This window comes from Acidovorax sp. GW821-FHT10A04 (assembly GCF_059415825.1).
In genome coordinates this window covers 67563-93751 of record NZ_JBWKNZ010000002.1, presented here as the reverse complement: position 1 = coordinate 93751, position 26189 = coordinate 67563, and the positions used below count along the sequence as shown (strand labels likewise).

At 68.1% G+C, this 26189-nt stretch carries 27 protein-coding genes; 22 read left to right on the top strand and 5 right to left on the bottom strand.

Annotated features, from left to right (window positions below; all coding sequences use genetic code 11):
* Positions 1-131: 131 nt before the first annotated feature.
* From AC07PF_RS04860 to AC07PF_RS04830, 7 genes are all read left to right on the top strand, one after another.
* Positions 132-908, top strand: a complete 777-nt coding sequence (locus tag AC07PF_RS04860) for a GntR family transcriptional regulator (protein WP_494611050.1) — start codon at positions 132-134, stop codon at positions 906-908.
* Positions 909-1044: 136 nt separating this feature from the next.
* Positions 1045-2223 (top strand): ABC transporter substrate-binding protein, encoded by a 1179-nt coding sequence (locus tag AC07PF_RS04855; RefSeq protein WP_145693792.1) that lies wholly within the window; start codon positions 1045-1047, stop codon positions 2221-2223.
* A 195-nt stretch (positions 2224-2418) separates the two neighbouring features.
* Positions 2419-3291, top strand: a complete 873-nt coding sequence (locus AC07PF_RS04850; protein ID WP_007849923.1) for a branched-chain amino acid ABC transporter permease — start codon at positions 2419-2421, stop codon at positions 3289-3291.
* Entirely contained in the window at positions 3291-4259 is a 969-nt protein-coding gene (locus tag AC07PF_RS04845) for a branched-chain amino acid ABC transporter permease (RefSeq protein WP_494611049.1), read from the top strand. Before AC07PF_RS04850 ends, AC07PF_RS04845 begins: the two co-directional genes overlap by 1 nt.
* Entirely contained in the window at positions 4256-5041 is a 786-nt protein-coding gene (locus AC07PF_RS04840) for an ABC transporter ATP-binding protein (protein ID WP_494604014.1), read from the top strand. The genes AC07PF_RS04845 and AC07PF_RS04840 overlap by 4 nt, the downstream gene beginning before the upstream one ends.
* Complete coding sequence (locus tag AC07PF_RS04835) at positions 5034-5762, top strand: ABC transporter ATP-binding protein (RefSeq protein WP_494611048.1); 729 nt, start codon at positions 5034-5036, stop codon at positions 5760-5762. The genes AC07PF_RS04840 and AC07PF_RS04835 overlap by 8 nt, the downstream gene beginning before the upstream one ends.
* 22 nt (positions 5763-5784) lie before the next feature.
* Entirely contained in the window at positions 5785-6699 is a 915-nt protein-coding gene (locus AC07PF_RS04830; protein ID WP_494611047.1) for an NAD(P)-dependent oxidoreductase, read from the top strand.
* Here AC07PF_RS04830 and AC07PF_RS04825 read toward each other — a convergent pair.
* A complete protein-coding gene (locus AC07PF_RS04825) occupies positions 6684-7616 on the bottom strand; it encodes a LysR substrate-binding domain-containing protein (RefSeq protein ID WP_494611046.1) in 933 nt (310 codons plus the stop codon). The two genes, AC07PF_RS04830 and AC07PF_RS04825, sit on opposite strands and share 16 nt — an antisense overlap.
* A gap of 140 nt (positions 7617-7756) precedes the next feature.
* On the opposite strand from AC07PF_RS04825, the gene AC07PF_RS04820 reads away from it, so the two are divergent.
* From AC07PF_RS04820 to AC07PF_RS04780, 9 genes are all read left to right on the top strand, one after another.
* On the top strand, positions 7757-8449 hold the full coding sequence (locus AC07PF_RS04820; RefSeq protein WP_494611045.1) for a substrate-binding domain-containing protein: 693 nt from the start codon (positions 7757-7759) through the stop codon (positions 8447-8449).
* Between the two features lie 33 nt (positions 8450-8482).
* Entirely contained in the window at positions 8483-9517 is a 1035-nt protein-coding gene (locus AC07PF_RS04815; RefSeq protein WP_007849940.1) for an amidohydrolase family protein, read from the top strand.
* Position 9518: 1 nt separating this feature from the next.
* Positions 9519-10202 (top strand): 4-carboxy-4-hydroxy-2-oxoadipate aldolase/oxaloacetate decarboxylase, encoded by a 684-nt coding sequence (ligK, locus tag AC07PF_RS04810; RefSeq protein WP_145693782.1) that lies wholly within the window; start codon positions 9519-9521, stop codon positions 10200-10202.
* Between the two features lie 94 nt (positions 10203-10296).
* On the top strand, positions 10297-11295 hold the full coding sequence (locus tag AC07PF_RS04805) for a Bug family tripartite tricarboxylate transporter substrate binding protein (RefSeq protein WP_494611044.1): 999 nt from the start codon (positions 10297-10299) through the stop codon (positions 11293-11295).
* A gap of 24 nt (positions 11296-11319) precedes the next feature.
* On the top strand, positions 11320-12243 hold the full coding sequence (locus tag AC07PF_RS04800) for an amidohydrolase family protein (RefSeq protein ID WP_494611043.1): 924 nt from the start codon (positions 11320-11322) through the stop codon (positions 12241-12243).
* 4 nt (positions 12244-12247) lie between these two features.
* Positions 12248-12688 carry a protocatechuate 4,5-dioxygenase subunit alpha gene (ligA, locus tag AC07PF_RS04795; RefSeq protein ID WP_007849948.1) on the top strand — a complete coding sequence of 147 codons (441 nt, stop codon included), beginning with the start codon at positions 12248-12250 and terminating at the stop codon, positions 12686-12688.
* Positions 12689-12690: 2 nt separating this feature from the next.
* Positions 12691-13557, top strand: a complete 867-nt coding sequence (locus AC07PF_RS04790; protein ID WP_007849959.1) for a class III extradiol dioxygenase subunit beta — start codon at positions 12691-12693, stop codon at positions 13555-13557.
* 1 nt (position 13558) lies between these two features.
* Positions 13559-14518 carry a Gfo/Idh/MocA family oxidoreductase gene (locus AC07PF_RS04785; RefSeq protein ID WP_007849961.1) on the top strand — a complete coding sequence of 320 codons (960 nt, stop codon included), beginning with the start codon at positions 13559-13561 and terminating at the stop codon, positions 14516-14518.
* A gap of 76 nt (positions 14519-14594) precedes the next feature.
* Entirely contained in the window at positions 14595-15602 is a 1008-nt protein-coding gene (locus AC07PF_RS04780) for an aldo/keto reductase (RefSeq protein WP_494611042.1), read from the top strand.
* A 39-nt stretch (positions 15603-15641) separates the two neighbouring features.
* On the opposite strand, the gene AC07PF_RS04775 is transcribed toward AC07PF_RS04780, so the two are convergent.
* From AC07PF_RS04775 to AC07PF_RS04760, 4 genes are all read right to left on the bottom strand, one after another.
* Complete coding sequence (locus tag AC07PF_RS04775; RefSeq protein ID WP_494611041.1) at positions 15642-16022, bottom strand: DUF4398 domain-containing protein; 381 nt, start codon at positions 16020-16022, stop codon at positions 15642-15644.
* A gap of 316 nt (positions 16023-16338) precedes the next feature.
* Positions 16339-17280, bottom strand: coding sequence for an OmpA family protein (locus AC07PF_RS04770; RefSeq protein ID WP_007849964.1), 942 nt, complete (start codon positions 17278-17280; stop codon positions 16339-16341).
* Between the two features lie 64 nt (positions 17281-17344).
* Entirely contained in the window at positions 17345-17728 is a 384-nt protein-coding gene (locus AC07PF_RS04765) for a DUF4398 domain-containing protein (protein ID WP_007849965.1), read from the bottom strand.
* A 204-nt stretch (positions 17729-17932) separates the two neighbouring features.
* On the bottom strand, positions 17933-18964 hold the full coding sequence (locus tag AC07PF_RS04760; RefSeq protein ID WP_494611040.1) for a LacI family DNA-binding transcriptional regulator: 1032 nt from the start codon (positions 18962-18964) through the stop codon (positions 17933-17935).
* Between the two features lie 118 nt (positions 18965-19082).
* Here AC07PF_RS04760 and AC07PF_RS04755 point away from each other — a divergent pair, with 118 nt between their 5' ends.
* The 6 genes from AC07PF_RS04755 to AC07PF_RS04730 all read left to right on the top strand — a co-directional run bounded on the left by AC07PF_RS04755 (position 19083) and on the right by AC07PF_RS04730 (position 26156).
* Positions 19083-19886: an SDR family NAD(P)-dependent oxidoreductase gene (locus AC07PF_RS04755; protein WP_494611039.1), complete on the top strand. Its 804-nt coding sequence runs from the start codon at positions 19083-19085 to the stop codon at positions 19884-19886.
* Positions 19887-20021: 135 nt separating this feature from the next.
* A complete protein-coding gene (locus AC07PF_RS04750; RefSeq protein ID WP_007849968.1) occupies positions 20022-21059 on the top strand; it encodes a TRAP transporter substrate-binding protein in 1038 nt (345 codons plus the stop codon).
* Positions 21059-22930 carry a TRAP transporter large permease gene (locus tag AC07PF_RS04745; RefSeq protein WP_494611038.1) on the top strand — a complete coding sequence of 624 codons (1872 nt, stop codon included), beginning with the start codon at positions 21059-21061 and terminating at the stop codon, positions 22928-22930. The genes AC07PF_RS04750 and AC07PF_RS04745 overlap by 1 nt, the downstream gene beginning before the upstream one ends.
* A gap of 74 nt (positions 22931-23004) precedes the next feature.
* Positions 23005-23556, top strand: a complete 552-nt coding sequence (locus AC07PF_RS04740) for a VOC family protein (RefSeq protein WP_145693758.1) — start codon at positions 23005-23007, stop codon at positions 23554-23556.
* Positions 23557-23560: 4 nt separating this feature from the next.
* Positions 23561-24847, top strand: a complete 1287-nt coding sequence (locus AC07PF_RS04735) for a ribulose-bisphosphate carboxylase large subunit family protein (RefSeq protein WP_494611037.1) — start codon at positions 23561-23563, stop codon at positions 24845-24847.
* Between the two features lie 7 nt (positions 24848-24854).
* Complete coding sequence (locus AC07PF_RS04730; protein WP_494611036.1) at positions 24855-26156, top strand: four-carbon acid sugar kinase family protein; 1302 nt, start codon at positions 24855-24857, stop codon at positions 26154-26156.
* Positions 26157-26189 lie beyond the last annotated feature (33 nt).

Below are 26189 nucleotides of genomic sequence, written 5' to 3'. Positions count from 1 at the left end.
AACCAGTTATCGCGGTTTGGCATATCCCGTAAGATGTTGTTTTATATGGGGAGGGGTTGCCAGGGGATGGAGGTCTGGCAGATTTCTGTATACATTCAGCCTTACGCCAGAACTCCCGCTCCGCACCGACCATGAACCATCCCGAACCCCAGGCCCTGGCCGCCCTTGGCGACGCGGCAGAAGCTGGCGCCTCGCAGTCGGTCAAGGCCCAGCTGCGGTTGCGCGAGATGATCCTGGCTGGCGAGCTTGCCGGTGGCGCGCGCATTGCCGAGCTGCCGCTGGTGGAGATGCTCGGGGTCTCGCGCACCCCCATCCGGGCCGCACTGATGCGGCTGGAGCAGGAAGGGCTGCTGCACCGCCTGCCCGGTGGCGGTTATGCCGTGCGCACCTTCTCGGAAACCGACGTGGCCGATGCCATCGAACTGCGCGGCACCATGGAGGGGCTGGCCGCGCGGCTGGCCGCCGAGCGCGGCGTGGCGGCGGACGTGATGGCCGAAACCGAGCAATGCCTGGACGAGATCGACACCGTGCTGGCGCCGCGCTCGCTCGACGATGAGGGCTTTTCGGCCTACGTGGTGCTCAATGCGCGCTTTCACCACCTGCTCAGCCGCATGGTGGGCAGCGACGTCATCGTGCGCGAGCTCGACCGGGTCAAGGGCCTGCCCTTCGCTTCGCCCTCGGCCTTCGTGGTGGTGCAGACGCATTCGCCCGCTGCACGCGACATGCTGGTGGTGGCGCAGGACCAGCACCGGCAGGTGCTCGACGCCATCGAGCGGCGCGAGGGCGCGCGGGCCGAGGCCATCATGCGCGAGCACTCACGCATCACGCGGCGCAACCTGCTCGCTGCCGTGCAGGCGTCCCAGGGTCAGGGTTTGCCCGGGGTGCAACTCATCAGGGACGGCGCCTGACCTATAACTGTGGCAAGTTATCACAATCGGCGATATCTAAAAGTTTGAAATCCCGCTTGTGTAAGCTGGCACCTCCCTACAGACTCCGCCCAGCCAACGCTGTATACAACGACATTTCCACAGGAGACAAAGCACCATGCACAAACGCCACCTTCTGCGCGCCTCGGCCGCTGCCGCCGCCGTGATGACCCTGGCCGCGCTGCCGGCCATGGCCCAGGACAATGTCTTCAAGATCGGCCTGATCCTGCCCATGACCGGCCAGCAGGCGACCACGGGCCGCCAGATCGAGGCCGCCGCGCGCCTGTACATGGCGCAGAACGGCGACACGGTCGGTGGCAAGAAGGTGCAACTCATCGTCAAGGACGACACCAGCCTGCCCGACGTGACGCGCCGCCTGGCCCAGGAACTGGTGGTGAACGACAAGGTCAATGTGCTCGCCGGCATGGGCATCACGCCCTCGGCCATGGCCACGGCGCCGCTGGCCACGCAGGCCAAGACTCCGCTGGTGGTGATGGCGGCGGCCACGTCGAGCATCACCGAGGCATCGCCCTATGTGGTGCGCACCAGCTTCACCCTGCCCCAGGTGTCGGTGGCCCTGGCCGACTGGGCGCCCAAGAACGGCATCAAGAAGGTCGTCACCCTGGTGAGCGACTACGGCCCGGGCATCGACGCCGAGAAGTTCTTCAACCAGCGCCTGGCCTTCAACGGCGGCCAGGTGACCGAGGCGCTGCGCGTGCCGCTGCGCAACCCCGACTTCGCCCCCTTCCTGCAGAAGGTGCGCGACGCCAAGCCCGATGCGCTGTTCGTGTTCGTGCCCTCGGGCGCGGGCGCCGCAGTGATGAAGCAGTTCCTGGAGCGCGGCATGGACAAGGCCGGCATCAAGCTCATCGCCACTGGCGACGTGACCGATGACGACCAGCTCAACGACATGGGCGACGGCGCCCTGGGCGTGGTCACCTCGCACCACTACTCGGCCGCACACCCCTCGCCGTTGAACAAGAAGTTCGTCGAGGCCTTCGAGAAGGCCAACAAGGGCCTGCGCCCCAACTTCATGGCCGTGGGCGGCTACGACGGCATGCGCGTGATCTACGAAGCGCTCAAGACCACCAAGGGCGCTGGCGGCGGCGACGCCCTGCTGGCGGCCATGAAGGGCCAGGTCTTCGAGAGCCCGCGCGGCCCCGTGTTCGTGGATGCGCAGACCCGCGACATCGTGCAGAACGTCTACCTGCGCAAGGTCGAGCGCGTCAATGGCCAGCTCTACAACGTGGAATTCGATGTCATCAAGGACGTCAAGGATCCCGGAAAAACCAAGTAACTCCCTGAGGCGCTGCGCGCCATCCCCCTAAGGGGGGACCGTGGCCTGGCGAAGCCAGTTCCACGGTGGCGCTGGTTTGTGGCGTGCCAGTATGGATGGCCAGTGGATTGCCTCGGCGGATGGGGTGGTTGTGCCCTGGGTACGCCGGTGGTGCGGGTGCACCGCGCATGTGCTGTTTTCTATTGAAGTGATTGCATGCTGACCATTCTTTTCGACGGCGTTGCCTACGGCATGCTGCTGTTCATCCTGGCGGTGGGGCTGGCCGTGACCATGGGGTTGATGAACTTCATCAACCTCGCGCATGGGGCCTTTGCCATGGCGGGCGGGTACATCACGGTGCTGCTCATGCAGCGCCTGAACGTGCCCTTCCTGGTGTGCCTGCCACTGGCCTTCGTGGGCACGGCGCTGCTGGGGGCGGTGCTCGAGCGCACGCTGTACCGCCCGCTGTACCACAAGGCCCACCTGGACCAGGTGCTGTTCTCCATCGGCCTGGTGTTCATGGCCGTGGCCACGGTGGACTACTTCGTGGGCTCCACGGGCCAGATCATCCAGCTGCCGGCCTGGCTCAAGGGCCGCACCGAGATCGGCAGCGGCGCATTCATGCTGGGCATGGGGCACTACCGGCTGTTCATCATCGCCGTGTGCGCAGCCCTCACCGTGGGCCTGCAGTACGTGCTCACGCGCACGCGCTTCGGCAGCCGCCTGCGTGCCTCGGTGGACGACCAGCGCGTCGCTGCCGGCATGGGCATCAACGTGAACATCGTGTTCCTCTCCACCTTCGCCTTCGGCTCGGGCCTGGCGGGCCTGGGTGGCGCGCTCGGGGCCGAGGTGCTGGGCCTGGACCCGAGCTTTCCGCTCAAGTTCATGATCTATTTCCTGATCGTGGTGGCCGTGGGCGGCACCTCGTCCATCACCGGGCCGCTGCTGGCTGCGCTGCTGCTCGGCATTGCCGACGTGGCGGGCAAGTACTACATCCCCAAGCTCGGGGCCTTCATCGTCTACAGCCTCATGATCCTGATCCTGATCTGGCGGCCCCAGGGCCTGTTCGTGCGCAAGGGGGGCAAGTGATGGACGCGTCCCGACCCAATGTGCTGCTCCAGGCCCGCCGCATGCGGCCCTGGGAGCCCCTGCTCTGGTTGCTGGCCTTTGCCGTGCCGGCGGCCCTGCCCAGCCACGCGCTGATCATCAACGAGATCGCCATCGTCGCGCTGTTCGCGATTTCGCTGGACCTGATCCTGGGTTACACCGGCATCGTCTCGCTCGGCCATGCGGCCTTCTTCGGCATGGGCGGCTATGCGGCAGCCCTGTTCGCCAAGCATGTGATGCCCGATCCGCTGGTGGGCTTGGCCGTGGGCATCGCCGCTGCCACGGTGCTGGGCGCGGTGGCCTCGTTCACCGTCATGCGCGGTACGGACCTCACGCGCCTCATGGTCACGCTGGGTGTCGGCCTGATCATGCTGGAGCTGGCCAACAAGCTCGACTGGCTGACCGGCGGTGCCGACGGGCTGCAGGGCGTGGTCATGGGCCCGGTGCTCGGCAGGTTCGAGTTCGACCTGTTCGGGCGCACGGCGGCCTGGTACTCGATGAGCGTGCTGCTGGTGCTGTTCCTGCTGGCGCGGCGCGTCGTGCAGTCGCCCTTCGGCGCCACGCTCAAGGCCATCCGTGACAACCGGCTGCGTGCCATGGCCATCGGCATCCCGGTGACGGCCAAGCTGGCCCAGGTCTATACGCTGGCCGCCGCGCTGGCCGGGGCCGCAGGCGCGTTGCTCACGCAGACCACGGGCTTCGCCTCGCTGGACCTGTTCGAGTTCCACCGCTCGGCCGACGTGATGCTGATCCTGGTGATCGGCGGGGTGGGCTGGCTCTATGGCGGTATCGTGGGTGCCATCGGCTTCAAGCTGCTGCAGGACGTGATCTCGGCCGTGACGCCGCAGTACTGGACCTTCTGGATCGGCCTGTTCCTGGTGGTGCTGGTGCTGGTGGGCCGCGAGCGCCTGATCCGCCCCTGGACCTGGTTCGGAGGGCGCAAGGCATGAACACCACCGCAGTCCACAATGACGCTCCCGTCGTGCTGGCCGCGCAGGGCCTGGTCAAGCGCTTTGGCGGCATCACCGCGACCAACAACGTCACGCTGAACCTGCGCCAGGGCGCGCGCCATGCGCTGATCGGCCCCAACGGCGCCGGCAAGACCACACTCATCAACCTGCTGACCGGCGTGCTGGAGCCTACCGAGGGTTCCATCGTGCTCGAGGGCCGTGACATCACCCGCCTGGCGCCGCACCAGCGGGTGCAGCGCGGCATGGTGCGCACCTTCCAGATCAACCAGCTGTTCGATTCGCTCACGCCGCTAGAGACGCTGGCGCTCACCGTCTCGCAAAAGCAGGGCCTGGGCGGCAAGTGGTGGCAGAAGCTCGGTGCGCGCAGCGCGGTGAACGAGCGCTGCGAGCAGCTGCTCGAACAATTCCACCTCACGGCCGTGATGGCCGAGCCCACACGCGTGCTGGCCTATGGCAAGCGCCGCCTGCTGGAGATCGCGATCGCCCTGGCCTGCGAGCCGCGCGTGCTGCTGCTCGACGAGCCTGTGGCCGGCGTGCCCGCGGGCGAGCGCGAAGAACTGCTGCAGACCGTGGCGGCTCTGCCCGCCGATGTCTCGGTGCTTTTGATCGAACACGATATGGACCTGGTTTTCAGCTTTGCCAAGCGCATGACGGTGCTGGTCAACGGCACCGTGCTCACCGAGGGCGACCCCGACACCATCGCCAACGACCCGCAGGTCAAGGCCGTGTACCTGGGGCATGGGGAGGGCGCGCATGTCTGAGCAGCTGTTGCGCATCGAGGGCCTGAGCGCTGGCTACGGCGAAGCCGTGGTGCTGCAGGGCGTGTCCCTGTCGCTGGCCGAGGGCGAGACCCTGGCCCTGCTGGGCCGCAATGGCACGGGCAAGACCACGCTGATCAACACCCTGGCGGGCGCCACGCGCCAGCACGCGGGCTCGGTGGCGCTGGGTGGGGTGGCTCTGCACCGCCTGCCTGCGCACGAGCGCGCGGCCGCCGGCATCGGCTGGGTGCCGCAGGAGCGCAACATCTTCAAATCGCTCACCGTGCACGAGAACCTGACCGCCGTGGCGCGGCTGGGCCGCAAGGGCGCGGCCGCAGCACCGTGGACGCCTGACAAGGTTTACGCGATGTTCCCGCGCCTGGCCGAGCGCAAGACCAACCTGGGCACGCAGCTGTCCGGCGGCGAGCAGCAGATGCTGGCCGTGGGCCGCGCGCTGGTGCTCAACCCGCGCTTGCTGCTGCTCGACGAGCCGCTTGAAGGCCTGGCCCCCATCATCGTCGAGGAGCTGCTGCGCGCCATCCGCCGCATCACGCGCGAAGAGGGGCTCTCGGCCATCATCGTCGAGCAGCACCCGCAGGCCATCCTGGCGATCTCGGACCACGCCGCGGTGCTGGACCGGGGCACGGTGGTGCACACCGGCACGGCCGCCGATCTCGGTGCGCAGCCCGAGTTGCTGGACCGGCTGCTGGGCGTGGCCCGGTAGGCCGCAGACTGGAAACTCCACCATGACCATGCAGCACATCGGCCTGATCGGCTACGGTGAAGTCGGCAAGACCTTTGCCCTGGGGCTGCAGCCTCAGCCCGGCGTCACCGGTGTCGGCGCATGGGACCTGAAGTTCGCGCAGGGCGCCACGCGCGACGCCGAGCTGGCGCATGCCGCGCAGCACGGCATCACCGCCCATGCCTCGGCGGCGGCGCTGTGCGCGGCCAGTGACCTCGTCATCTCCGCCGTCACTGCCTCGCACACGTTGGAGGTGGCCCAGGAGGTGGCTGCCCACATCCGCCCCGGCACGCTGTTCCTCGACCTCAACTCCGCTTCGCCCGGCACCAAGCAGCAGGCCGCTGCGCTGATCGAGGCGCGTGGCGCGCACTACGTGGAGGCGGGCGTCATGACCTCGGTGCCGCCCTACGGCATCCGTGTGCCCATGCTGCTCGGGGGCGCCCAGGCGCAGGCCCTGGCTGCCGTGCTGCAGGGCTGGGGCATGGACGCCACGCCCGTCAGTGAACAGCTGGGCGTGGCCAGCGCCATCAAGATGTGCCGCAGCGTGATGATCAAGGGGCTCGAGGCCCTGGTGATCGAAAGCTATGCCACCGCGCGCCAGTACGGTGTGGAGGCGCATGTGCTGCCCACCCTGGCCGAGACCTTCCCCTCCATCGACTGGGCAAAGCAGGGCAGCTACTTCTTCAGCCGCGTGGTACAGCACGGCCAGCGCCGCTCCGAAGAGATGCACGAGGCTGCGCGCACCGTGCGCGAGGCCGGAGTGGAGCCGCTGATGGCCAGCGCCATTGCGCACAAGCAGGCGGCCGTAGCGGCCATGGCGCGCGAGGGCGCTTTCGCCGGCCTGCCCAAGGATGCGCCGTGGCAGGACTACGCCGACCGGCTGCTGGCGCATCTGGCGAAGAATCAAGGCGACTTGTAGATGGTCTGCAGGGTCGTGCGGATCAGCTCCGCCATGGCCTGTTGGGTGAGCGTGGCCGGGCGCTGCGAGCTCACGGCCATCGACAGCTTGCTGCGCAGCCGGGGCTCGCCCGCCTGGCCGATGGGCCGGGTGCTGAACACCTCGGGCCGGCCCGAGGTGGTGACCGCGTTCATGGGCAGCACGGCGCTGCCCGCGCCATCGGCCACCAGGTCCAAGATGGCGGCCACGCCGTCGATCTCCAGGCTGATCTGCGGGCGCAGGCCGAGGGCCGCCAGTTCCGACTCCACCAGCATGCGGATGGAATTGGGCCGCGTGGGAATCACCAGCGCAAACCGGGTGAGCGCCTCGAGCGCCACCGGTTCCTGCGCCTGCGCGTCGGTGTCGGCATCGCTCTGGCCCATCGGCCGGCGCTGCACGAGGAACAGGTCTTCTTCCAGCAGCGGCGTGATCTCGATGCCCGGCGAGGCGGGCGTGTTGTAGAGCAGGGCGATGTCCAGCAGCCCGGTGGTCAGCGATTCGCGCATGGCCACCGTGAGCCCTTCGCTGATGGCCAGGGCCGCATCGGGCATCTGCACGCGGAAGGCGCGCGTGAGCGGCACCGTGAGCACCTTGGCCATGGTGGGTGGCAGGCCGATGGCCACGCGCCCGGCCAGCGCCCCGCGCACACGCCCGAGCTCCTCGCGCGCGCGCTCCACCTGGTGAAGGATGCCGCGGCCATGCTCCAGCAGCAGCTTGCCGGCCTCGGTCGGTATCGCGCCCCGGCCATTGCGCACCAGCAGGTTCTGGCGCAGCTCCACCTCCAGCAGGCGCACCTGGCGGCTCAGTGCCGGCTGGGCGATGTCCAGCACCACCGAGGCGCGGGTGAAGCTGCCCAGTTCGGCCACGCGCACAAAGTACTCGATCTGCTTGAGGTCCATGGGGTGTGCTCTCTGCTATTTGCAATAGCTCGAATTCGACAATACAAGAATGATATATCTGGTAGTGCCCCTGCCGGCTTTATGTCGGGCCCGGCCCTGCCCACAATCGGCGGCATGTATACAGCGACTGCCACCTTCCCATGAGTGCGCCCACCCTTCGTGGAATCTCGTCCATGGCCACGCGCCAGGTGCTGGCCGAACTGCTGGCCGCCTACGAGCACCAGACCGGCAAGCGCGCGGTCATCGAAGCCGTGGGCGGCGTGGATGCCGCCAAGCGCGTGCAGGCTGGCGAGGCCTTCGACGTGGTGGTGCTGGCCTCCGACGCCATCGACAAGCTCATCGCCGCCGGTGCCATCGACGCCGCGAGCAAGACCGACTGGGTGCGCTCCGGCGTGGCCGTGGCCGTGCGCACCGGCGCAGCGCTGCCCGGCATCGGCTCCGAGGAAGCAGTGCGCAGCGCCGTGCTCGCCGCGCGCAGCATCAGCTACTCCACCGGCCCGAGCGGCGTGGCGCTGGCGAAACTGTTCGAGCGCTGGGGCATCGCCGACGAGGTGGCGGGCCGCATGGTGCAGGCTCCGCCCGGCGTGCCCGTGGGCTCGCTGATTGCACGCGGCGACGTGGAACTCGGTTTCCAGCAACTGAGCGAGCTCTTGAACGTCGAGGGCGTCACCGTGGTGGGCCCGCTGCCGCCGGCGATCCAGATCACCACCATCTTTTCATCGGGCGTGGGCTCTGCCAGCCAGCAGCCTGCGGCTGCGAAGGCGCTGCTCGATTTTCTGGCCTCCCCTGAGGCCGCAGAGGCGAAGCAGCGCCAGGGCATGGACCCTGCCTGATACCCCATTCCAAGATCCAAGGAGCACAACGCAATGAGCCTCATCATCGACTGCCATGGCCACTACACCACGGCACCCAAGGCGCTGGAGAACTGGCGCAACCAGCAGATCGCGGGCATCCAGGACCCGGCCGCCATGCCCAAGGTCGCTGATCTGCAGATCAGCGACGACGAGCTGCGTGAGTCCATCGAGAGCAACCAGCTGCGCCTGATGAAGGAGCGCGGCAGCGACATCACCTTGTTCTCGCCACGCGCGAGCTTCATGGCCCACCACATCGGTGACTTCAATGTCTCCAGCACCTGGGCGGCCATTTGCAACGAGCTGTGCCACCGCGTCTCCACGCTGTTCCCCGAGCACTTCGTGCCCGTGGCCATGCTGCCGCAAAGCCCCGGCGTGGACCCCGCGACCTGCATCCCCGAGCTGGAAAAGTGCGTCAAGGAATACGGCGCCGTGGGCATCAACCTGAACCCCGATCCTTCGGGCGGCCACTGGACCAGCCCGCCGCTGACCGACCGCCACTGGTACCCCATCTACGAAAAGATGGTGGAGTACGACCTGCCCGCGATGATCCACGTGAGCACCAGCTGCAATGCGTGCTTCCACACCACGGGCGCGCACTACCTGAACGCCGACACCACGGCCTTCATGCAGTGCATCCAGGGCGACCTGTTCAAGGACTTCCCCACGCTCAAGTTCCTGATCCCGCACGGCGGCGGTGCCGTGCCCTACCACTGGGGCCGTTTCCGCGGCCTGGCGCAGGAAATGAAGAAGCCGCTGCTCGAAGACCACCTGCTGAACAACATCTTCTTCGACACCTGCGTGTACCACCAGCCGGGTATCGACCTGCTGAACACCGTGATCCCGGTGAAGAACGTGCTGTTCGCCTCGGAAATGATCGGCGCCGTGCGCGGCATCGACCCCACCACCGGCAATTACTACGACGACACCAAGCGCTACATCGAGGCGTCGAAGATCCTGAGTGGCGACGACAAGCACCAGATCTACGAAGGCAATGTGCGCCGCGTGTTCTCCCGACTCGATTCACGCCTGAAGGCAAAGGGGCTCTGACATGTACGAACTAGGCGTTGTCTACCGCAACATCGCGCGCGCCGATCGCGCAGCCGCCGACGGCCTGGCCGCGCTGGGCTCGGCCACGGTGCACGAGGCCATGGGCCGCGTGGGCCTGCTCAAGCCCTACATGCGCCCCATCTATTCGGGCCAGCAGGTCTCGGGCACGGCGGTCACGGTGCTGCTGCAGCCCGGTGACAACTGGATGATGCATGTGGCGGCCGAGCAGATCCAGCCCGGCGACGTGGTGGTGGCGGCCGTCACCTCCGAATGCACCGATGGCTACTTCGGCGACCTGCTGGCCACCTCGTTCCAGTCGCGCGGTGCGCGGGCCCTGATCATCGATGCCGGCGTGCGCGACGTGAAGACGCTGCAGGAGATGAACTTCCCCGTGTGGAGCCGCGCCATCTCGAGCAAGGGCACGATCAAGGCCACGCTGGGCTCGGTGAACATTCCCGTGGTCTGTGCCGGCATGTGGGTCACGCCGGGCGACGTGATCGTGGCCGACGACGATGGCGTGGTCTGCGTGCCCGCTGCGCGCGCCGCCGAGACGCTCGAAGCCGCGCGCAAGCGCGAAAGCTTCGAGGGCGAGAAGCGCGCCAAGCTCGCCTCCGGCGTGCTCGGCCTGGACATGTACAACATGCGCCCCGGGCTCGAAAAGGCCGGGCTCAAGTACATCGACTGACCCGTCCTCGACAACCCATCGGCACCGCCTGTCCGGCAGGCGGTGTCTCTGCCGCCGTGTGCGGCGCATCCCGACAACTTCCCTGAGACACACCATGAGCCTGCTTTCCTCCTCCTTCTCCCGCCGTGCCGCCCTCGCCCTGGGCATGGCCGCCGCGGCCGGCCTGGCGCCGCAGTTCGCCGCCGCCCAGCAGTTCCCGACCAAGGCGGTGCGCATCATCACGCCCTTCCCGGTAGGCGGTGGCCCGGACGGCGTGGCACGCATCGTGGCCGAGAAGCTCGGCCGCGCCTGGAACCAGCCGGTGGTGGTCGAGAACCGCCCAGGTGGCAACGGCTTCATCGCCATCGACGCTTTCAAGCGCGGTGCCAAGGATGGCCATGACCTGCTGGTGCTCGACAACGTGCACCTGGCCGCCTACCCCAGCCTGTTCAAGAAGCTGCCCTACGACCCCGCCAAGGACTTCGACACCCTGCTGCCGCTGTTCAAGACGCACTTCTTCTTCACCGTGGGCACGGGCAGCAAGTACAAGACCGTGGGCGACATCGTGGCCGATGCCAAGGCCCGCCCGGGCAAGCTCAACTACGGCTCCTGGTCGGTGGGCAACCCCGTGCACCTGGGCTCGGAGCTGTTCGAATCGGCCACGGGAACGCAAATGGAGCATGTGATCTTCAAGGAGACCACGCAGCTCTACACCTCGGTCGCCACGGGCGACATCGACTTCGCGCTGGGCAGCGCTGCCACGGCCGGCCCGCTGTACCGCGCCGGCAAGCTGCGCCTGCTGGCCTTTGCCGGCCCGCAGCGTTCGGCCGAATTCCCGGACGTGCCCACCGTGGCCGAGGCGGGTGGTCCCAAGGACTTCACCGTCACGGGCTGGAACGCCATCGCCGTGCCGCCCGGCCTGCCCGCTGCCGTCACCGACAAGATCAAGCGCGACATCGAGCAGGCCCTGACGGGTGCCGATGTGGCCGAGAAGTTCAAGACCTTCGGCTACGAGCAGTTCCCGACCACGCGTGCGCAGTTCTCGCAGTTCGTGAAGGACGAGAGCCAGCGCTTTGGCGACGTGATCAAGAAGGCCAACGTCTCGCTGGACTGAGCGGCCAGACAAGGAGTACGCAGCATGAGCGAATTTACCAAGACCCCTGGCTGGCTCGACTGGTACGCCGGCCCGAGCAAGCCGCGCTTCCAGGTGCCTGCGGGCGCCGTGGACGCGCACTGTCACGTGTTCGGCCCCGGTGCCGAGTTCCCCTACGCACCCGAGCGCAAGTACACGCCCTGCGATGCGAGCAAGGCGCAGCTCTATGCACTGCGCGACCACCTGGGCTTTGCGCGCAACGTGGTGGTGCAGGCCACCTGCCACGGCGCGGACAACCGCGCCATGGTCGATGCGCTGGTGCACTCGGGCGGCAAGGCGCGCGGCGTCGCCACCGTGCGCCGTTCGGTGACCGACGAGGAACTGCAGGCCATGCACGACGCCGGCGTGCGCGGCGTGCGCTTCAACTTCGTCAAGCGCCTGGTGGACTTCACGCCCAAGGACGAGCTGCTGGAGATCGCTGCGCGCATCGCCAAGCTCGGCTGGCATGTGGTGATCTACTTCGAGGCCGTGGACCTGCCCGAGCTGTGGGACTTCTTCACCGCACTGCCCACGACCATCGTGGTGGACCACATGGGCCGGCCCGATGTGAGCAAGCCCGTCGATGGCCCCGAGTTCGAACTGTTCCTGAAATTCATGCGCCAGCACCCCAATGTGTGGAGCAAGGTCAGTTGCCCCGAGCGCCTGAGCGTGGCCGGGCCCAAGGCGCTCGACGGTGAGCAGGCGGCCTACCGCGATGTGGTGCCGTTTGCGCGCCGCGTGGTCGAGGAGTTTCCCGATCGCGTGCTCTGGGGCACCGACTGGCCGCACCCCAACCTCAAGGACCACATGCCCGACGATGGCCTGCTGGTGGACTTCATCCCGCACATTGCGACGACGCCCGAGCTGCAGCGCAAATTGCTGGTGGACAATCCCATGCGGCTGTACTGGCCGGAAGAAGCAAAAGGCTGAAGCCATGTCCCTCGACAAACCCTACCTGGACGTGCCCGGCACGACCATCTTCGACGCAGAGCAAAGCCGCAAGGGCTACTGGCTCAACCAGTTCTGCATGAGCCTCATGAAGGCCGAGAACCGCGCCCGCTTCAAGGCGGACGAGCGCGCCTACCTTGACGGGTGGGCGATGACCGAAGAGCAGAAACAGGCCGTGCTCGCGCGCGACCTCAACTGGTGCATCCGCCTGGGCGGCAACATCTACTTCCTGGCCAAGATCGGTGCCACGGACGGCAGGAGCTTCCAGCAGATGGCCGGCTCCATGACCGGTATGACCGAGGACGAATACCGCGCCATGATGGTCGGCGGCGGCCGCTCGGCCGAAGGCAACCGCGTCATCGGCGAAGACGGCGATGCCCAGGCGCACCGCCAGCCGCAGGGCGCTGCGGGAAAGAAAGGAACCTGAACATGGCGCGCATCACCGCCTCCGTCTTCACCTCGCATGTGCCGGCCATCGGCGCCGCGCTCGACCTGGGCAAGACCCAGGAGGACTACTGGAAGCCGCTGTTCGCGGGCTACGACTTCTCCAAGCAATGGATGAAGGACAACAAGCCGGACGTCGTTTTCCTGGTCTACAACGACCACGCCACGGCCTTCAGCCTGGAGATGATCCCGACCTTTGCCATCGGCACGGCGGCCGAGTACCTGCCGGCCGACGAGGGCTGGGGCCCGCGCCCCGTGCCCAAGGTCATCGGCCATCCCGATCTCGCTTCGCACATCGCGCAGTCGGTGATCCAGCAGGACTTCGACCTGACCATCGTCAACCGCATGGACGTGGACCACGGCCTCACGGTGCCGCTGTCGCTGATGTGCGGCCAGCCCGACCCCGTGGCCGGTGCCTGGCCTTGCCCGGTGATTCCGTTCGCGGTCAACGTGGTGCAGTACCCCGTGCCCAGCGGCCGGCGCTGCTACAACCTGGGCCAGGCGATCCGCAAGGCCATCGAGAGCTACGACGAAGACCTCAACGTGCACATCTGGGGCACGGGCGGCATGAGCCACCAGCTGCAGGGTCCGCGTGCGGGCCTGATCAACAAGGACTTCGACAACGACTTCCTCGACAAGCTCATCAGCGACCCCGAGGCCGCCGCCAGCATCCCGCACATCGACTATGTGCGCGAAGCGGGCAGCGAGGGCATCGAGCTCGTGATGTGGCTGATCGCGCGTGGCGCCATGGCCGACGTGGCCGGCGGCAAGCCGCCCAAGGTCGCGCACCGCTTCTACCATGTGCCTGCGTCCAACACGGCCGTGGGCCACCTGATCCTGGAGAACTCCTGACATGACTACGAACAAGACCATCAAGGTCGCCCTCGCGGGCGCCGGTGCCTTCGGCATCAAGCACCTGGACGGCATCAAGAACATCGACGGCGTGGAAGTCGTCTCGCTGGTCAGCCGCGACCTGGACAAGACGAAGGAAGTCGCCGCCAAGTACGGCATCGGCCATGTCACCACCGACCTGGCCGACAGCCTGGCCCTGCCCGAGGTGGACGCCGTGATCCTGTGCACGCCCACGCAGATGCATGCCGAGCAGAGCATCGCCTGTATGAAGGCGGGCAAGCACGTGCAGGTCGAGATCCCGCTGGCCGACAGCTTGAAGGGTGCACAGGAGGTCGTGGCGTTGCAGAAGCAAACCGGCCTGGTCGCCATGTGCGGCCACACGCGCCGCTTCAACCCCAGCCACCAGTACGTGCACAAGAAGATCCAGGCGGGTGAGTTCAACATCCAGCAGATGGACGTGCAGACCTACTTCTTTCGCCGCACCAACATGAACGCCCTGGGCCAGCCGCGCAGCTGGACCGACCACCTGCTGTGGCACCACGCCGCCCACACCGTGGACCTGTTCGCCTACCAGGCGGGCAGCCCTATCGTGAAGGCCAATGCGGTGCAGGGCCCCATCCACCCCGCGCTGGGCATTGCCATGGACATGAGCATCCAGCTCAAGGCCGCCAATGGCGCGATCTGCACGCTGTCGCTGTCGTTCAACAACGATGGCCCGCTGGGCACCTTCTTCCGCTACATCGGCGACACGGGCACCTACATCGCGCGCTACGACGACCTGGTCAACGGCAAGGAGGAGAAGATCGACGTGAGCCAGGTGGACGTGTCGATGAACGGCATCGAGCTGCAGGACCGCGAGTTCTTCGCTGCCATCCGCGAGGGCCGCGAGCCCAACTCCAGCGTGGCCCAGGTGCTGGCCTGCTACCAGGTGCTGCACGACCTGGAGCAGCAGCTTCAATAACAGCGATTCCTTCGTTCGATTCAACACCGCCCGCAGCCTGTACGCTGTGGGCGTTTTTCATGGAGCAATGACCAGCATGCAGACACGCAAACTCGGCCCCTTCGACGTCAGCGCCATTGGCCTGGGGTGCATGAACCTGAGCCACGCCTACGGCGCACCGGTCTCGCCCGAGCAGGGCGAGCGGGTGCTGCTGGCCGCGCTCGACGCGGGCGTGACCCTGTTCGATACGGCCACGCTCTATGGCTTCGGCGCCAACGAGACCCTGGTGGGCCGCGTGATGAAGCCGCACCGCCAGCGCTTCACCCTGGCCAGCAAGTGCGGCATGCAGGGCGTGGACGTGGCCGGCGACGGCAAGCTGGTGCGCGTGATTGACGGGCGACCCGCTACCTTGCGCCAGACCTGCGAGGACAGCCTGCGCCGCCTGCAGACCGATGTGATCGACCTGTACTACCTGCACCGTTGGGACAAGCAGATACCCATCGAGGACAGCGTGGGCGCGCTGGCCGACCTAGTGCGCGCGGGCAAGATCCGCAGCATTGGCCTGTCCGAGGTATCGGCGGCCACACTGCGCCGCGCGCATGCGGTGCACCCCATCGCTGCCGTGCAGACCGAGTATTCGCTGTGGACGCGCAACCCCGAGATCGCGGTGCTCGACGCCTGCCGCGAGCTGGGCGTGGCTTTCGTGGCCTTCAGCCCGGTGGCGCGCGGCTACCTGTGCGGCGGGCTGACCGATGTCTCCACCCTGGACGCCAAGGACATCCGCCGCGCCATGCCGCGGTTTGCGCCCGAGGCCTATGCCGCCAACCTGGCGTTGCTGGAGGGGTATGTCGCAATTGCGCGCCAAGTGGGTTGCAGCCCTGCGCAGCTGGCGCTGGCCTGGCTGCTGCACCAGGGTGGGCACATCATCCCGATTCCGGGCACGACGAGCGTGGAGCACCTGCACGACGACCTGGGCGCGGCCGGCGTGCAGCTCGACACAGCGACGCTGGCCGCGCTCGACCAGGCCATCAACCAGCAGAACGTCGTGGGTCCTCGCTACAGCGCGCAGAGCGCGAGCGAGGTGGATACCGAGACGTTTGCCTGAAACAATGCAACGCCCTGCACCATTGCAGGGCGCGCCGCATCAGCGTCGCGTCTGGGTGTCGGTGTGCAGGCTGATCTGGGCGGTGCCGGAGTTGGCGGTGCGGATGTTGGCCGCCAGCATGCGTGCACGTGCCGCATTGGTGGCGGCTTCTGCTTGCAAGGCTGCCATGTAGGCGATGTGGTTGGTTTCCGCCTCGTCGCTGGTCTTGCTCCAGATGCTGTTGGCCTGGGCCAAGGCGTCGGTGGCCTGCTTCAGTTCCAGGGCCGCATGGCGGGCCACAGCCGGGTCGGCGCTGGCGGTACTGACCGCCGTGCGGGCCCTTTCGAGGGCCATGGACGGGGCGGTGGCGCAGGCGGACAGAAACCCTGCGGCCATCGCGCTGATGGCGAGAACGGTGGTGCTTCGAAGCATGGGATGCATGGTGGCTGTTTCCTTGAAGACGCTTTTGGGCGTGGTCTGCATCGGATCCATATGTAACAGATGCATATGACCCGCCCGTGGCAGAAATTGAACAGCAAAACCTGTGCCGCCCCGCATGGGGCTTACCCTGGTGGGGTATTGCCGTTACCAGCGTCCGGCGCCTGCACCATGCCGATGCGCCCTTGGGATGGCGCGAAATGTTACATGTGGGTGATCACTTACTTAGGCAGTCCTGCCTTTTCGAAGGCCCATGAAAAAAGACCGCGCGGCGTGGCCAGCGCGGTCCTGGTGGTGGGGCAAGTCGCCCCGGGGCGTGTCAGCGGCCCCTGAGGTTGCCCTTGTCGTCGGCAATCACGATCTCCACGCGGCGGTTCATGGCCCGGCCCTCGGGCGATGCGTTGTCGGCCACCGGGTAGACCTTGCCATAGCCGCGTGCCGTGATGCGGCCCGCGTCCACGCTGCGCGCCACCAGCGCATCGCGCACGGCGCCGGCCCGGCGTGCCGACAGTTCCTGGTTGTAGGCGTCCGAACCCACGCTGTCGGTGTAGCCCTCGATCAGCAGCTTGCGCTCGGGAAACTGCTGAAGAAAGCTGGCCAGCTTGTCGAGTCGCGGCGCGGCCTGGGGCGAGAGCTCGGCCTTGTTGAAGGCAAACAGCACGTCGCCTAGCGTCACGATCAGGCCGCGTTCGGTCTGCAGTGCTTCCATCTCGCGCAACTGGGCCTCCAGCAGGCGCACGCGGTCCTGCGCCGCACTGGCCTGGGCCAGCGCGGCATTGGCCTGCGCCTGCTGCTGGGCGGCGCGCTGTTCGGCGCTCAATGCCTGTGCCTGGGCGATTTGCGCATTGCGCGCCTGGGCGTCGGCGCGCAGGCGGGCCTCATCGGCCTCGCGGGTGCGTGCCTCCAGGCGGATGCGGTCGGCCTCGGTGCTTGCGCTCTGGATGCTCGCATCGAGCATGCGGGCGCGTGCCGCGTTGTTGGCAATCTCGGCACGCTGCGTGGCGATGTAGGCCAGGTGGCTAGTCTCCGACTCGTCGTGCTTGTCGGCCCACAGGCGGTCGGCGCGCAGCAGTGCATCGCTGGCCTGCTTGAGCTCCAGCGGCGCGTACTGCGCAACGGCTGGGTCGGAGCTGGCGCGGCCGACGGCCAGGCGCGCCTGTTCCAGGGGCACGAAGGGGGCGGTGCTGGCGCAGGCGGCCAGCAGGCCCGCGGCGATCAGGCCGGAGGCGAGGGCGGAAGTGCGGCGAAGAATGGGATGCATGGTCGGGATTCCTTCAAGATTCGGTGGTCGTCGCTGCCGTGGTGGCATGCATGGGCTGCGGTGCTCAGCGTGCGGGTGCAGCGCGGCGGTTGATTTCTTCCTGCAGCGCACGGATGCCGTCCTGCACCTGGGCCAGGTTGCCGGCATTGCGCTCCGCGTCGGCGCGGGTCTCGGCCACGCGGGCGTCCACCTCGGCCTCGGCAGCCAGGCGGCGCGCGGCGGTGTAGTCCTGTGCGCCCATGGCCTTCTCGGCGGCCATGAGCTTGTCGCGGGCGCGCTGCAGTTCCACGGGGGCGGTGGCGGTCACGGCCGGCGAGGCCGACACGCGGGTCAGCGTGGTGCGGCTCACGGCCATCTGTTCGGTGGGTGGGGGGGTGGAGGAGCAGGCCGCCAGGGCGCCCAGGGCGAGGGTGGCGACGGCGATGCGGATGGGTGCGGATGAATGCATGGTGTTCTGAACTCCTTGGGAGGGGGTGGGATCGGCCCTCCCCAAGATGCCGGCATGCCGGGCGAGGAGGCGACCAGGAGACGCTGCTGGTTCAGGTGCATTGTTCGCGCGCAGGCCTTCGGGCCGCGTAGTCCCGGCCACAGTTCGCCTGTGGTCCCGGTCTTACATCGGCTTACGTGTACGGGCGCTGCGGCGCCCGGGGCATCAGGGCAGGTTTTCGCGGAACACGACCTGGCTGCGCGTGGTCTCCACGCCCGACAAGGCCGACCGCCCGTCGCGCAGGTTGGCGAAGATGCGCACGCAGCTCGTGATGGTGCTGAGCGGGTTTTGGGTGATCACGGCGTCCATGCTGCCGTCGATGAGCTGGGCGCGTGTGTCGGGCGTGAGGCCATGGCCGATGAACACCACCTTGTGCTGCATGCCGCCTTCCTGCAGCGCGCGGGCGATGCCGTCGGAGGCGCCGCCGATGTTGTAGATGCCGGCCAGATCGGGGTGGCGCTCGAGCAGGGTGCGGGTCTGGCGGTAATTCTTCTCGGAGTCGTCGAGACCTTCGCGCAGGCCCACCACGGTGAGCTGCGGGAACAGCTCTTCGAGCACGTGCAGGAAGCCCGCCTCGCGCTCCTGGTGCGCCGCGTAGCGCAGGCTGCCGGCCACCAGCGCCACCTTGGCGGCACGCGCGCCGATGAAGCGGCCGATCAGGTAACCCGCCGTGCGGCCCGCCGCCCGGTTGTCCAGGCCCACATAGCCCACGCGCTGCGAGTTGCCCAGGTCCGAGATCACGGTGACCACGGGCACGCCGCGCTCGGCCAGCGTGGCCACGGCCTCGCGCACCTGGGGGTGTTCCAGCGCCATCATGACCAGGCCGTCGTAGCGCTTGCCGTGGTGCAACAGCGCCTGGGCCAGGGCCTCGGGGTTGAAGCTGTCCACCGTTTCGGCGCGGCACTTGACGTGGAACGGTGCCCAGTGCTCCTGCGAGTAGCTGACCATGTCGCCCAGCATGGTGAGAAAGCGGCTGGTGTTGCGCGGCAGCAGGAACATCACGCGCAGGGGCGCTGGCGCCAGCGTGGCGGCCAGGCCGTCCGCCGGCAGGTAGCCCAGCTCGCCCGCGGCCTGCACCACGCGCTGCGCGGTGGCCTGGCGCACGCCGCCGCGCCGGTTGAGCACCCGGTCCACCGTGGCCGTGGAGACGCCGGCCAGCGTGGCGACCTCGGCCACGCCGGGCAGGGCGCGGCTCACGGTCGGCCTCCGAAGCCATCAAAAACCATCATGTTTGGCGATTGGTGCATCACGGGCCCGAGGCTATCGTAAGAGCCCACCGCATGCCAGAGGGCGGCGGTCAAGACAAGGAACAATGATGGAGACAAACAACAAGCGGCTCGCGGGCCGCGTGGCCCTGGTGTTCGGTGCCGGGTCCGATGGGGACGGCTGGGGCAATGGCAAGGCCGCGGCTGCGGCCTATGCGCGGGCCGGTGCCCGAGTGGTCGCGGTGGACCGCGACGGCGCCGCGGCCGAGGTGACGCGCGAAACCATCCGCGGCGAAGGCAATGAAGCCCTGGCCGTGCGCGCGGATGTCACGCAGTGGAACGAGGTGCAGGCCGCCGTGCAGGCGGCGGTGCAGGCCTATGGCCACATCGACATCCTGCACAACAACGTGGGCATCACCTCGCAGGGCGGGCCGGTGGAAACCTCCGAAGACACCTGGGACCGGGTGATGGCGGTCAACGTCAAGAGCATGTTCCTGACCTGCAAGGCTGTGCTGCCGCTGATGCAGGCGCGGCAGTCGGGCGCCATCGTCAACATCGGCGCGCTCGGCGGCGTGCGCTGGACGGGCTATGCCTACTGCGCCTATGCCGCGTCTAAGGGGGCGGTGAACTCCTTCACGCAGAGCGTGGCCCTGCAGTACGCGGCCGAGGGCATCCGCGCCAACTGCATACTGCCGGGCGTGATGGACACGCCGCACATCTACCGCCAGATCTCGGGCTTCTACGCAAGCCACGAAGAGATGGTGGCCGCACGCCACAAACTCTCGCCCACGGGGCGCATGGGCGATGGCTGGGACGTGGCCAACGCCGCGGTGTTCCTGGCGTCCGACGAGGCGCGCTACATCAACGGCGTGGAGCTGCTGGTCGACGGCGGCATGCATGCGCGGTGCAATTGAAGCGTCACATTTCCATCAAAAGCCATCAGATTCTCAATTTGCGCGGGGTGCAGACCACCGATAAGGTCAGCCCTTGAAAGAGCCGCCCCGCGCGTGCCCCTTCCAACGATTCCATAAAGACAGGAGACAAAGACCATGGCCCATTCGAATCCCTCTTCCTCGCGCCGCAGCCTGCTGCGCGGCCTGTGCGCACTGCCTGCCGCATCCGTCGCGGGCGCCTGGCCCGGACTGGCCAGCGCCGCCGCGCCGGAGTACAGCTTCAAGTTCGGCAACAACCTGCCCGTGTCGCACCCGCTCAACGTGCGCGCCAACGAGGCCGCGGCGCGCATCCTGGCCGAGAGCAAGGGGCGGCTGGAGCTCAAGGTCTTTCCCAACAACCAGCTCGGTGGCGACACCGACATGCTCTCGCAGGTGCGCAGTGGCGGCCTGGAGATCTTCAACGCCGGCACCATGGTGATCGCCACGCTCGCGCCCATCAGCGCCATCACGGCCGTGGGCTTTGCCTTCGCCGACTACGACCAGGTCTGGAAGACGGTCGACGGCAAGCTCGGCGACAGCATCCGCGCGGCCTTCGCCAAGGTGGGCCTGTACACCTTCCCGCGCATGTGGGACAACGGCTTCCGCCAGGTGACCACCAGCACCAAGGCCGTCAACAGCGCGGCCGACCTGGGCGGCATGAAGATCCGCGTGCCGGTGAGCCCCATGGGCATCTCGATGTTCAAGGCCCTGTCGGCATCGCCGGCCAGCCTGCAGTTCAGCGAGGTCTACTCGGCCCTGCAGACCAAGGTGGTCGATGCGCAGGAGAACCCGCTGGCCATCGTACAGACCGCCAAGCTCTACGAGGTGCAGAAGTTCTGCTCGGTCACCAACCACAGCTGGGACGGCTACCACATGGTCGTCAACGGGCGCGCCTGGCGCGGCCTGCCCGACGACCTCAAGCTCATCCTCGGCCGGGCCTTCGACGAGGCAGGCCTGCAGCAGCGCGCCGACCTGAAGAAGCTCAACGAGACGCTGCGCGGTGACCTCACGGCCAAGGGCATGGCCTTCAACGACGCCAGCCCGCAGAGCTTTCGCGAGCAGCTGCGCAAGGCCGGCTACTACTCCGAGTGGAAGGGCAAGTTCGGCGACGAAGCCTGGGCGCTGCTCGAAGCCTCCGTCGGCAAGGTGTCCTGATGCTGGCCGCTGCCGTGCCCGCGCCCGTCCCCACGGGCTGGCGCACCACGCTCGACCCGCTGGACCGCGGCATCGGCGTGGTGGTGGAGTCCGCCGCAGCGTTGCTGGTGCTGGTGGAGATCTGCCTGCTGTTCTGCGGCGTGGTGTCGCGCTATGTGTTCCATGCGCCGCTGGTCTGGTCGGACGAACTGGCCTCCATCCTGTTCCTGTGGCTGTCCATGCTGGGCGCGGTGGTGGCGCTGCGCCGCGGCGAGCACATGCGCATGACCGCCTTCGTGGGCAAGGTGCCGCCGGCGGCGCGTGCCTACCTGGAGGCGCTGGCCATGGCGGCATCGTTCGCCTTTCTGCTGCTCATCCTGCACCATGCTTACGAGTACGCGGCCGAGGAGGCCGTGATCGTCACGCCGGCGCTGGAGATCAGCAACGCCTGGCGCGCCTCGGCGCTGCCGGCCGGCATGGCCCTGATGCTGCTGGTGTGCACCCTGCGCATGCTGCGCGAGGGCGGCCTGGCGGTGATGCTGGCGGCCGTGGCCACGGTGGGGGCGCTGGTGCTGGCCTTCTGGCTCGCGCAGCCGCTGTTCCCGCCGCTGGGCAAGCTCAACCTGGTGATCTTCTTCGTGGTGGTGGTGGCGGCCTGCGTGTTCTCGGGCGTGCCCATCGCCTTCTCGTTCGCGCTGGCCACCTTCGGCTACCTGGCGCTCACCACGCGCGCTCCCATGCTGGTACTGGTGGGGCGGCTCGACGAAGGCATGTCGCACCTCATGCTGCTGGCCGTGCCGCTGTTCATCTTCCTCGGCGCGCTGATCGAGATGACCGGCATGGCGCGCGCCATGATCCAGTTCCTGGCCAGCCTGCTGGGCCACGTGCGCGGCGGGCTGTCGTACGTGCTGATCGGGGCCATGTACCTGGTCTCGGGCATCTCGGGCTCGAAGATCGCCGACATGGCGGCCATTGCGCCCGTGCTCTTTCCCGAGATGCAAAAGCGCGGCGCCAAGCCCGGTGACCTGGTGGCGCTGCTGTCGGCCACGGGCGCGCAGACCGAGACCATCCCGCCCTCCATCGTGCTGATCACCATCGGCTCGGTCACGGGCGTGTCCATCGCGGCACTGTTCACAGGGGGCATGCTGCCGGCCGTGGTGGTGGGCGCCTGCCTGTGCGCGGTGGTCTGGTGGCGCTACCGGCGCGAAGACCTGTCGCAGGTGCAGCGCTTCGGGCGTGCGCAGATCGTGCGCTTTCTGGTCACCGCATTGCCGGCCATCGCCCTGCCCTTCGTGATCCGCGCGGCCGTGGTCGAGGGCGTGGCCACGGCGACCGAGGTCTCCACGATCGGCATCGTCTACGCTGTGCTGGTGGGCCTGTTCATCCACCGCCAGTTCGACTTGCGCCGGCTGCGGCCCATGCTCATCGAGACTGCCTCGCTCACGGGCGCCATCATCTTCATCGTGGGTTGCGCCACGGCCATGGCCTGGGGGCTCACGCAGTCGGGCTTCTCGCACGACCTGGCCGAGGTGATGAAGCAGCTGCCCGGCGGCGCCTGGGGCTTCATGGCCGTGTCGATCATTGCCTTCGTGGTACTGGGCAGCGTGCTCGAAGGCATCCCGGCCATCGTGCTGTTCGGGCCGCTGCTGTTCCCGATTGCCAAGGCCGTGGGCATCCACGAGGTGCACTACGCCATGGTCGTGATCTTCGCCATGGGCATCGGCCTGTTCGCGCCGCCCTTCGGTGTGGGCTACTACGGCGCCTGTGCGATCAGCAAGGTGCACCCCAACGAAGGCCTGTCCCACATCGGCGGCTACGTCATGGCGCTGTTCGTGGGTCTGGTCATCGTGGCCGCGATCCCGTGGTTCTCCACGGGGTTCCTGACCAAATAACGCAATTCATCCAACCCCCTGGTCCGGCCGCCCTGCATGCCGGGCCCTCCTTCCCTTTCTGAAAGCAGCAAACCATGAGCCGATTCTTTGGTGAAATCCGCCAGGTGGCCTACCTCGTGCCCGACATCGAGGCTGCCATGGACTACTGGGCCAATGTGCTGGGCGTCGGGCCCTGGTACTACAACCCGCGCGTGCCGATTCAAAACTACACCTACCGTGGCGAGCGCCACGAGCCGCACAACTCGGTGGCCCTGGCCAATGCCGGCGGCGTGCAGATCGAGCTCTTGCAGACGCGCAACGATGTGCCTTCGATGTACCGTGACTTCCAGCAGGCCGGCCATGTGGGCGGCCAGCACGTGGCCTACTGGACGGAGGACTTCGACGCCGACCTCGCACGTGCCGAGGCCGCGGGCTTCAAGGTCTGCATGAGCGGCGAGGTGGGTGTGAACGGCCGCTTCGTGTACTTCGAGGACGGCAAGCACCCGGGCCTGCACCCAGGCGCGCTGATCGAGCTGTCCGAAGTGGCCGGGCCCAAGGGCCGGCTGTTCACGCTGATCCGCGAGGCAGCCAAGGACTGGGACGGCAAGGACCCGGTGCGCCCCTTCCCCGATCTCAACACCCTCTGATCCCATGGACGCCGAGCATTTCGAAGCCCGCTACCTGATCGAGACGCCGCTGGACCCGGCCCATGTGGCCGAGGTGCTTGCGGGTGAACAGTCCTGTGGCACCTTCACCCGCGTGGAGGGTGAGACCGATGCGCTGCGCGAGCGTGCGCGCGCCACCGTGCAATCCATCGAGGAACTCGAATCCGTGGCCGCGCCCAGCCTGCCCAATGGCTGGCTGGAGCGCCGCGCCGCGGCCGGCAAGCCGCTGGCCGGCCCGTTCCGCCGGGCGCGGCTCACGGTGCGTTTTCCGGTGGCCAATGTGGGCGCCAATCTGCCCACGCTCGCGGCCACGGTGTCGGGCAACCTGTTCGACCTGGGCGAGGTCACGGGCCTGCGGCTCGAATCGCTGCGCCTGCCGGCGGAGTACCGCCAGCGCTTCGACATGCCGCGCCAGGGCATCGCGGGCACGCGTGCGCTCACAGGGGTGCAGGGGCGCCCGCTCATCGGCACCATCGTCAAGCCCAATGTGGGCCTGTCGGCCGAGGAGACCGGCGCGCTGGCCGCGCGGCTGTGCGCGGCGGGTGTGGACTTCATCAAGGACGACGAGGTCTGTGCCGACCCCGCGCATGCCCCGCTGCGCGAGCGCGTGCAGGCCGTGATGCGCGCCGTGCGCGCGCACCAGGACCGCACGGGCAAGCATGTCATGGTGGCCTTCAACATCACGGACGAGACGGACGCCATGCGCCGCCATGCCGACCTGGTGCAGGCCGAAGGCGGCAGCTGCGTGATGGCCAGCCTCAACTGGTGCGGCTACTCGGCCGTGCAGACCCTGCGCCGCCACACACCGCTGGCGCTGCACGGCCACCGCAACGGCTACGGCGCGCTGTCGCGGCATCCGCTGCTGGGCTTTTCGTTCCAGGCCTGGCAGACCCTGTGGCGCCTGGCGGGCGTGGACCACATGCACGTGCATGGCCTGCAAGGCAAGTTCTCGCAGACCGACGACGAGGTGGTCGAGTCGGCCCACGACACGCTGGCGCCGCTGGCGCCGGGGCTGGATGACGCCGTGCTGCCCGCCATCTCCAACGGCCAGTGGGCCGGCACCGTGCCGCTGACCTGGGAGCGCCTGCGCAGCACCGACCTCTTGTTCATGTCCGGCGGCGGCATCCTGGCCCACCCCGATGGCCCTGCCGCGGGCGTGGCAAGCATCCAGCAGGCCTGGGAGGCCGTGGCGGCGGGCACGCCGCTCGACCACTTCGCCCGGCATGCGCCCGAGCTGCAGCGCGCGCTCGGCTTCTTCGGCTCCAAGGGCTGAGCACACCATGATGGCTGCATCCACCGCCCGCCTGGGCTGGTATGGCGACGATTTCACCGGAGCCACCGACACCCTGGCCACGGCCGCCCAGGCGGGGCTGCGGGCCCTGCTGTTCATGGGCGTGCCCACGGCCGCGCAGCTGCGGCGCGCAGGGCCGCTGGACGCCATCGGCATCGCGGGCGCCGCACGCGCAATGGACCCTGAGGCCATGCGTGCCGAACTGGAACCCGTGGGCCGCTTCTTCGCGCAGATGCGCGTGCCGGTGCTGCACTACAAGGTGTGCTCCACCTTCGACAGCGCGCCGCACGTGGGCAGCATCGGCGTGGCTGTGCACACCCTGCGCCAGCATGTGGAAAACCGCTTCGTTCCCATCGTCGGTGGGCAGCCCAGCCTGGGGCGCTACTGCGTGTTCGGCCACCTGTTCGCGCGTGCCGGGAGCGATCCGGCGGTGCACCGCATCGACCGGCACCCCACCATGAGCCGCCACCCGGTCACGCCCATGCAGGAGAGCGACCTGCGCCTGCACCTGGCCCAGCAAGGCCTGCAGCCGGTGCCCGGCATCGACTACCCGCTGTATGCCCAGCCGCTGGCTCGGCAGGAGGCGGTGCTTGATGCCACCCTGGCCGGGCGCCCTGCCGCGGTACTGATGGACGCCAGCCGGCCCGAGGACCTGCAGGCCGTGGGCCAGCTGGTGTGGCGCCGTGCCCAGCAGGCCAGGCTGCTGGCGGTGGGGCCGAGCAGCGTGGTGCAGGCGCTGGCGACGCAGTGGCCCCATGCGGCTGCGGCGACGGCAGCGCCGTTGGCGGCCGCACAAGGGCCTGTTTTCGTGCTGGCGGGCAGCCTGTCGCCGGTGACGGCGCAGCAGGTGCGCGCTGCGGTGTCCTACGAGCAGGTGTCCGTCGATGTGGCAGCCCTGGTGCAGGGTGGCGAGCACGCAGCCAGGGCCCTGGCGGAGCACCTGGGAGCCCTGCTGCAGGCCGGCCGCAGCGTGCTGGCGGTGACGGCGGGCAGCGCCGCGCACGGTGCCACGGCCCACCAGGTGGCCCAGGCCGGCGGTCGGTTGCTGGCCCAGGTGCTGGCGCAGGTGCCGTTGCGCCGCATCGGCATCGCCGGGGGCGATACCTCCAGCCTGGCGGTGCAGGCGCTTGCGGCCTGGGGCCTGTCGTACCGGGCCTCGCTCGCGCCCGGTGTGGCGCTGTGCCAGCTGCACAGCGAGCACCCGGCGCTCGATGGCCTGGAGATCATGCTCAAGGGTGGGCAGATGGGATCGGACGATCTTTTCGAGCGGCTGCTGCACGGCAGCGCCTGAGGCCGCAGGCACCATGAAAAAGGCCGGCCACCC

Coding starts and splice junctions, on each gene's coding strand:
- AC07PF_RS04860 (WP_494611050.1), top strand. CDS start 132: ATGAACCATCCCGAACCCCAGGCCCTGGCCGCCCTTGGCGACGCGGCA.
- AC07PF_RS04855 (WP_145693792.1), top strand. CDS start 1,045: ATGCACAAACGCCACCTTCTGCGCGCCTCGGCCGCTGCCGCCGCCGTG.
- AC07PF_RS04850 (WP_007849923.1), top strand. CDS start 2,419: ATGCTGACCATTCTTTTCGACGGCGTTGCCTACGGCATGCTGCTGTTC.
- AC07PF_RS04845 (WP_494611049.1), top strand. CDS start 3,291: ATGGACGCGTCCCGACCCAATGTGCTGCTCCAGGCCCGCCGCATGCGG.
- AC07PF_RS04840 (WP_494604014.1), top strand. CDS start 4,256: ATGAACACCACCGCAGTCCACAATGACGCTCCCGTCGTGCTGGCCGCG.
- AC07PF_RS04835 (WP_494611048.1), top strand. CDS start 5,034: ATGTCTGAGCAGCTGTTGCGCATCGAGGGCCTGAGCGCTGGCTACGGC.
- AC07PF_RS04830 (WP_494611047.1), top strand. CDS start 5,785: ATGACCATGCAGCACATCGGCCTGATCGGCTACGGTGAAGTCGGCAAG.
- AC07PF_RS04825 (WP_494611046.1), bottom strand. CDS start 7,616: ATGGACCTCAAGCAGATCGAGTACTTTGTGCGCGTGGCCGAACTGGGC.
- AC07PF_RS04820 (WP_494611045.1), top strand. CDS start 7,757: ATGAGTGCGCCCACCCTTCGTGGAATCTCGTCCATGGCCACGCGCCAG.
- AC07PF_RS04815 (WP_007849940.1), top strand. CDS start 8,483: ATGAGCCTCATCATCGACTGCCATGGCCACTACACCACGGCACCCAAG.
- ligK (WP_145693782.1), top strand. CDS start 9,519: ATGTACGAACTAGGCGTTGTCTACCGCAACATCGCGCGCGCCGATCGC.
- AC07PF_RS04805 (WP_494611044.1), top strand. CDS start 10,297: ATGAGCCTGCTTTCCTCCTCCTTCTCCCGCCGTGCCGCCCTCGCCCTG.
- AC07PF_RS04800 (WP_494611043.1), top strand. CDS start 11,320: ATGAGCGAATTTACCAAGACCCCTGGCTGGCTCGACTGGTACGCCGGC.
- ligA (WP_007849948.1), top strand. CDS start 12,248: ATGTCCCTCGACAAACCCTACCTGGACGTGCCCGGCACGACCATCTTC.
- AC07PF_RS04790 (WP_007849959.1), top strand. CDS start 12,691: ATGGCGCGCATCACCGCCTCCGTCTTCACCTCGCATGTGCCGGCCATC.
- AC07PF_RS04785 (WP_007849961.1), top strand. CDS start 13,559: ATGACTACGAACAAGACCATCAAGGTCGCCCTCGCGGGCGCCGGTGCC.
- AC07PF_RS04780 (WP_494611042.1), top strand. CDS start 14,595: ATGCAGACACGCAAACTCGGCCCCTTCGACGTCAGCGCCATTGGCCTG.
- AC07PF_RS04775 (WP_494611041.1), bottom strand. CDS start 16,022: ATGCATCCCATGCTTCGAAGCACCACCGTTCTCGCCATCAGCGCGATG.
- AC07PF_RS04770 (WP_007849964.1), bottom strand. CDS start 17,280: ATGCATCCCATTCTTCGCCGCACTTCCGCCCTCGCCTCCGGCCTGATC.
- AC07PF_RS04765 (WP_007849965.1), bottom strand. CDS start 17,728: ATGCATTCATCCGCACCCATCCGCATCGCCGTCGCCACCCTCGCCCTG.
- AC07PF_RS04755 (WP_494611039.1), top strand. CDS start 19,083: ATGGAGACAAACAACAAGCGGCTCGCGGGCCGCGTGGCCCTGGTGTTC.
- AC07PF_RS04750 (WP_007849968.1), top strand. CDS start 20,022: ATGGCCCATTCGAATCCCTCTTCCTCGCGCCGCAGCCTGCTGCGCGGC.
- AC07PF_RS04745 (WP_494611038.1), top strand. CDS start 21,059: ATGCTGGCCGCTGCCGTGCCCGCGCCCGTCCCCACGGGCTGGCGCACC.
- AC07PF_RS04740 (WP_145693758.1), top strand. CDS start 23,005: ATGAGCCGATTCTTTGGTGAAATCCGCCAGGTGGCCTACCTCGTGCCC.
- AC07PF_RS04735 (WP_494611037.1), top strand. CDS start 23,561: ATGGACGCCGAGCATTTCGAAGCCCGCTACCTGATCGAGACGCCGCTG.
- AC07PF_RS04730 (WP_494611036.1), top strand. CDS start 24,855: ATGATGGCTGCATCCACCGCCCGCCTGGGCTGGTATGGCGACGATTTC.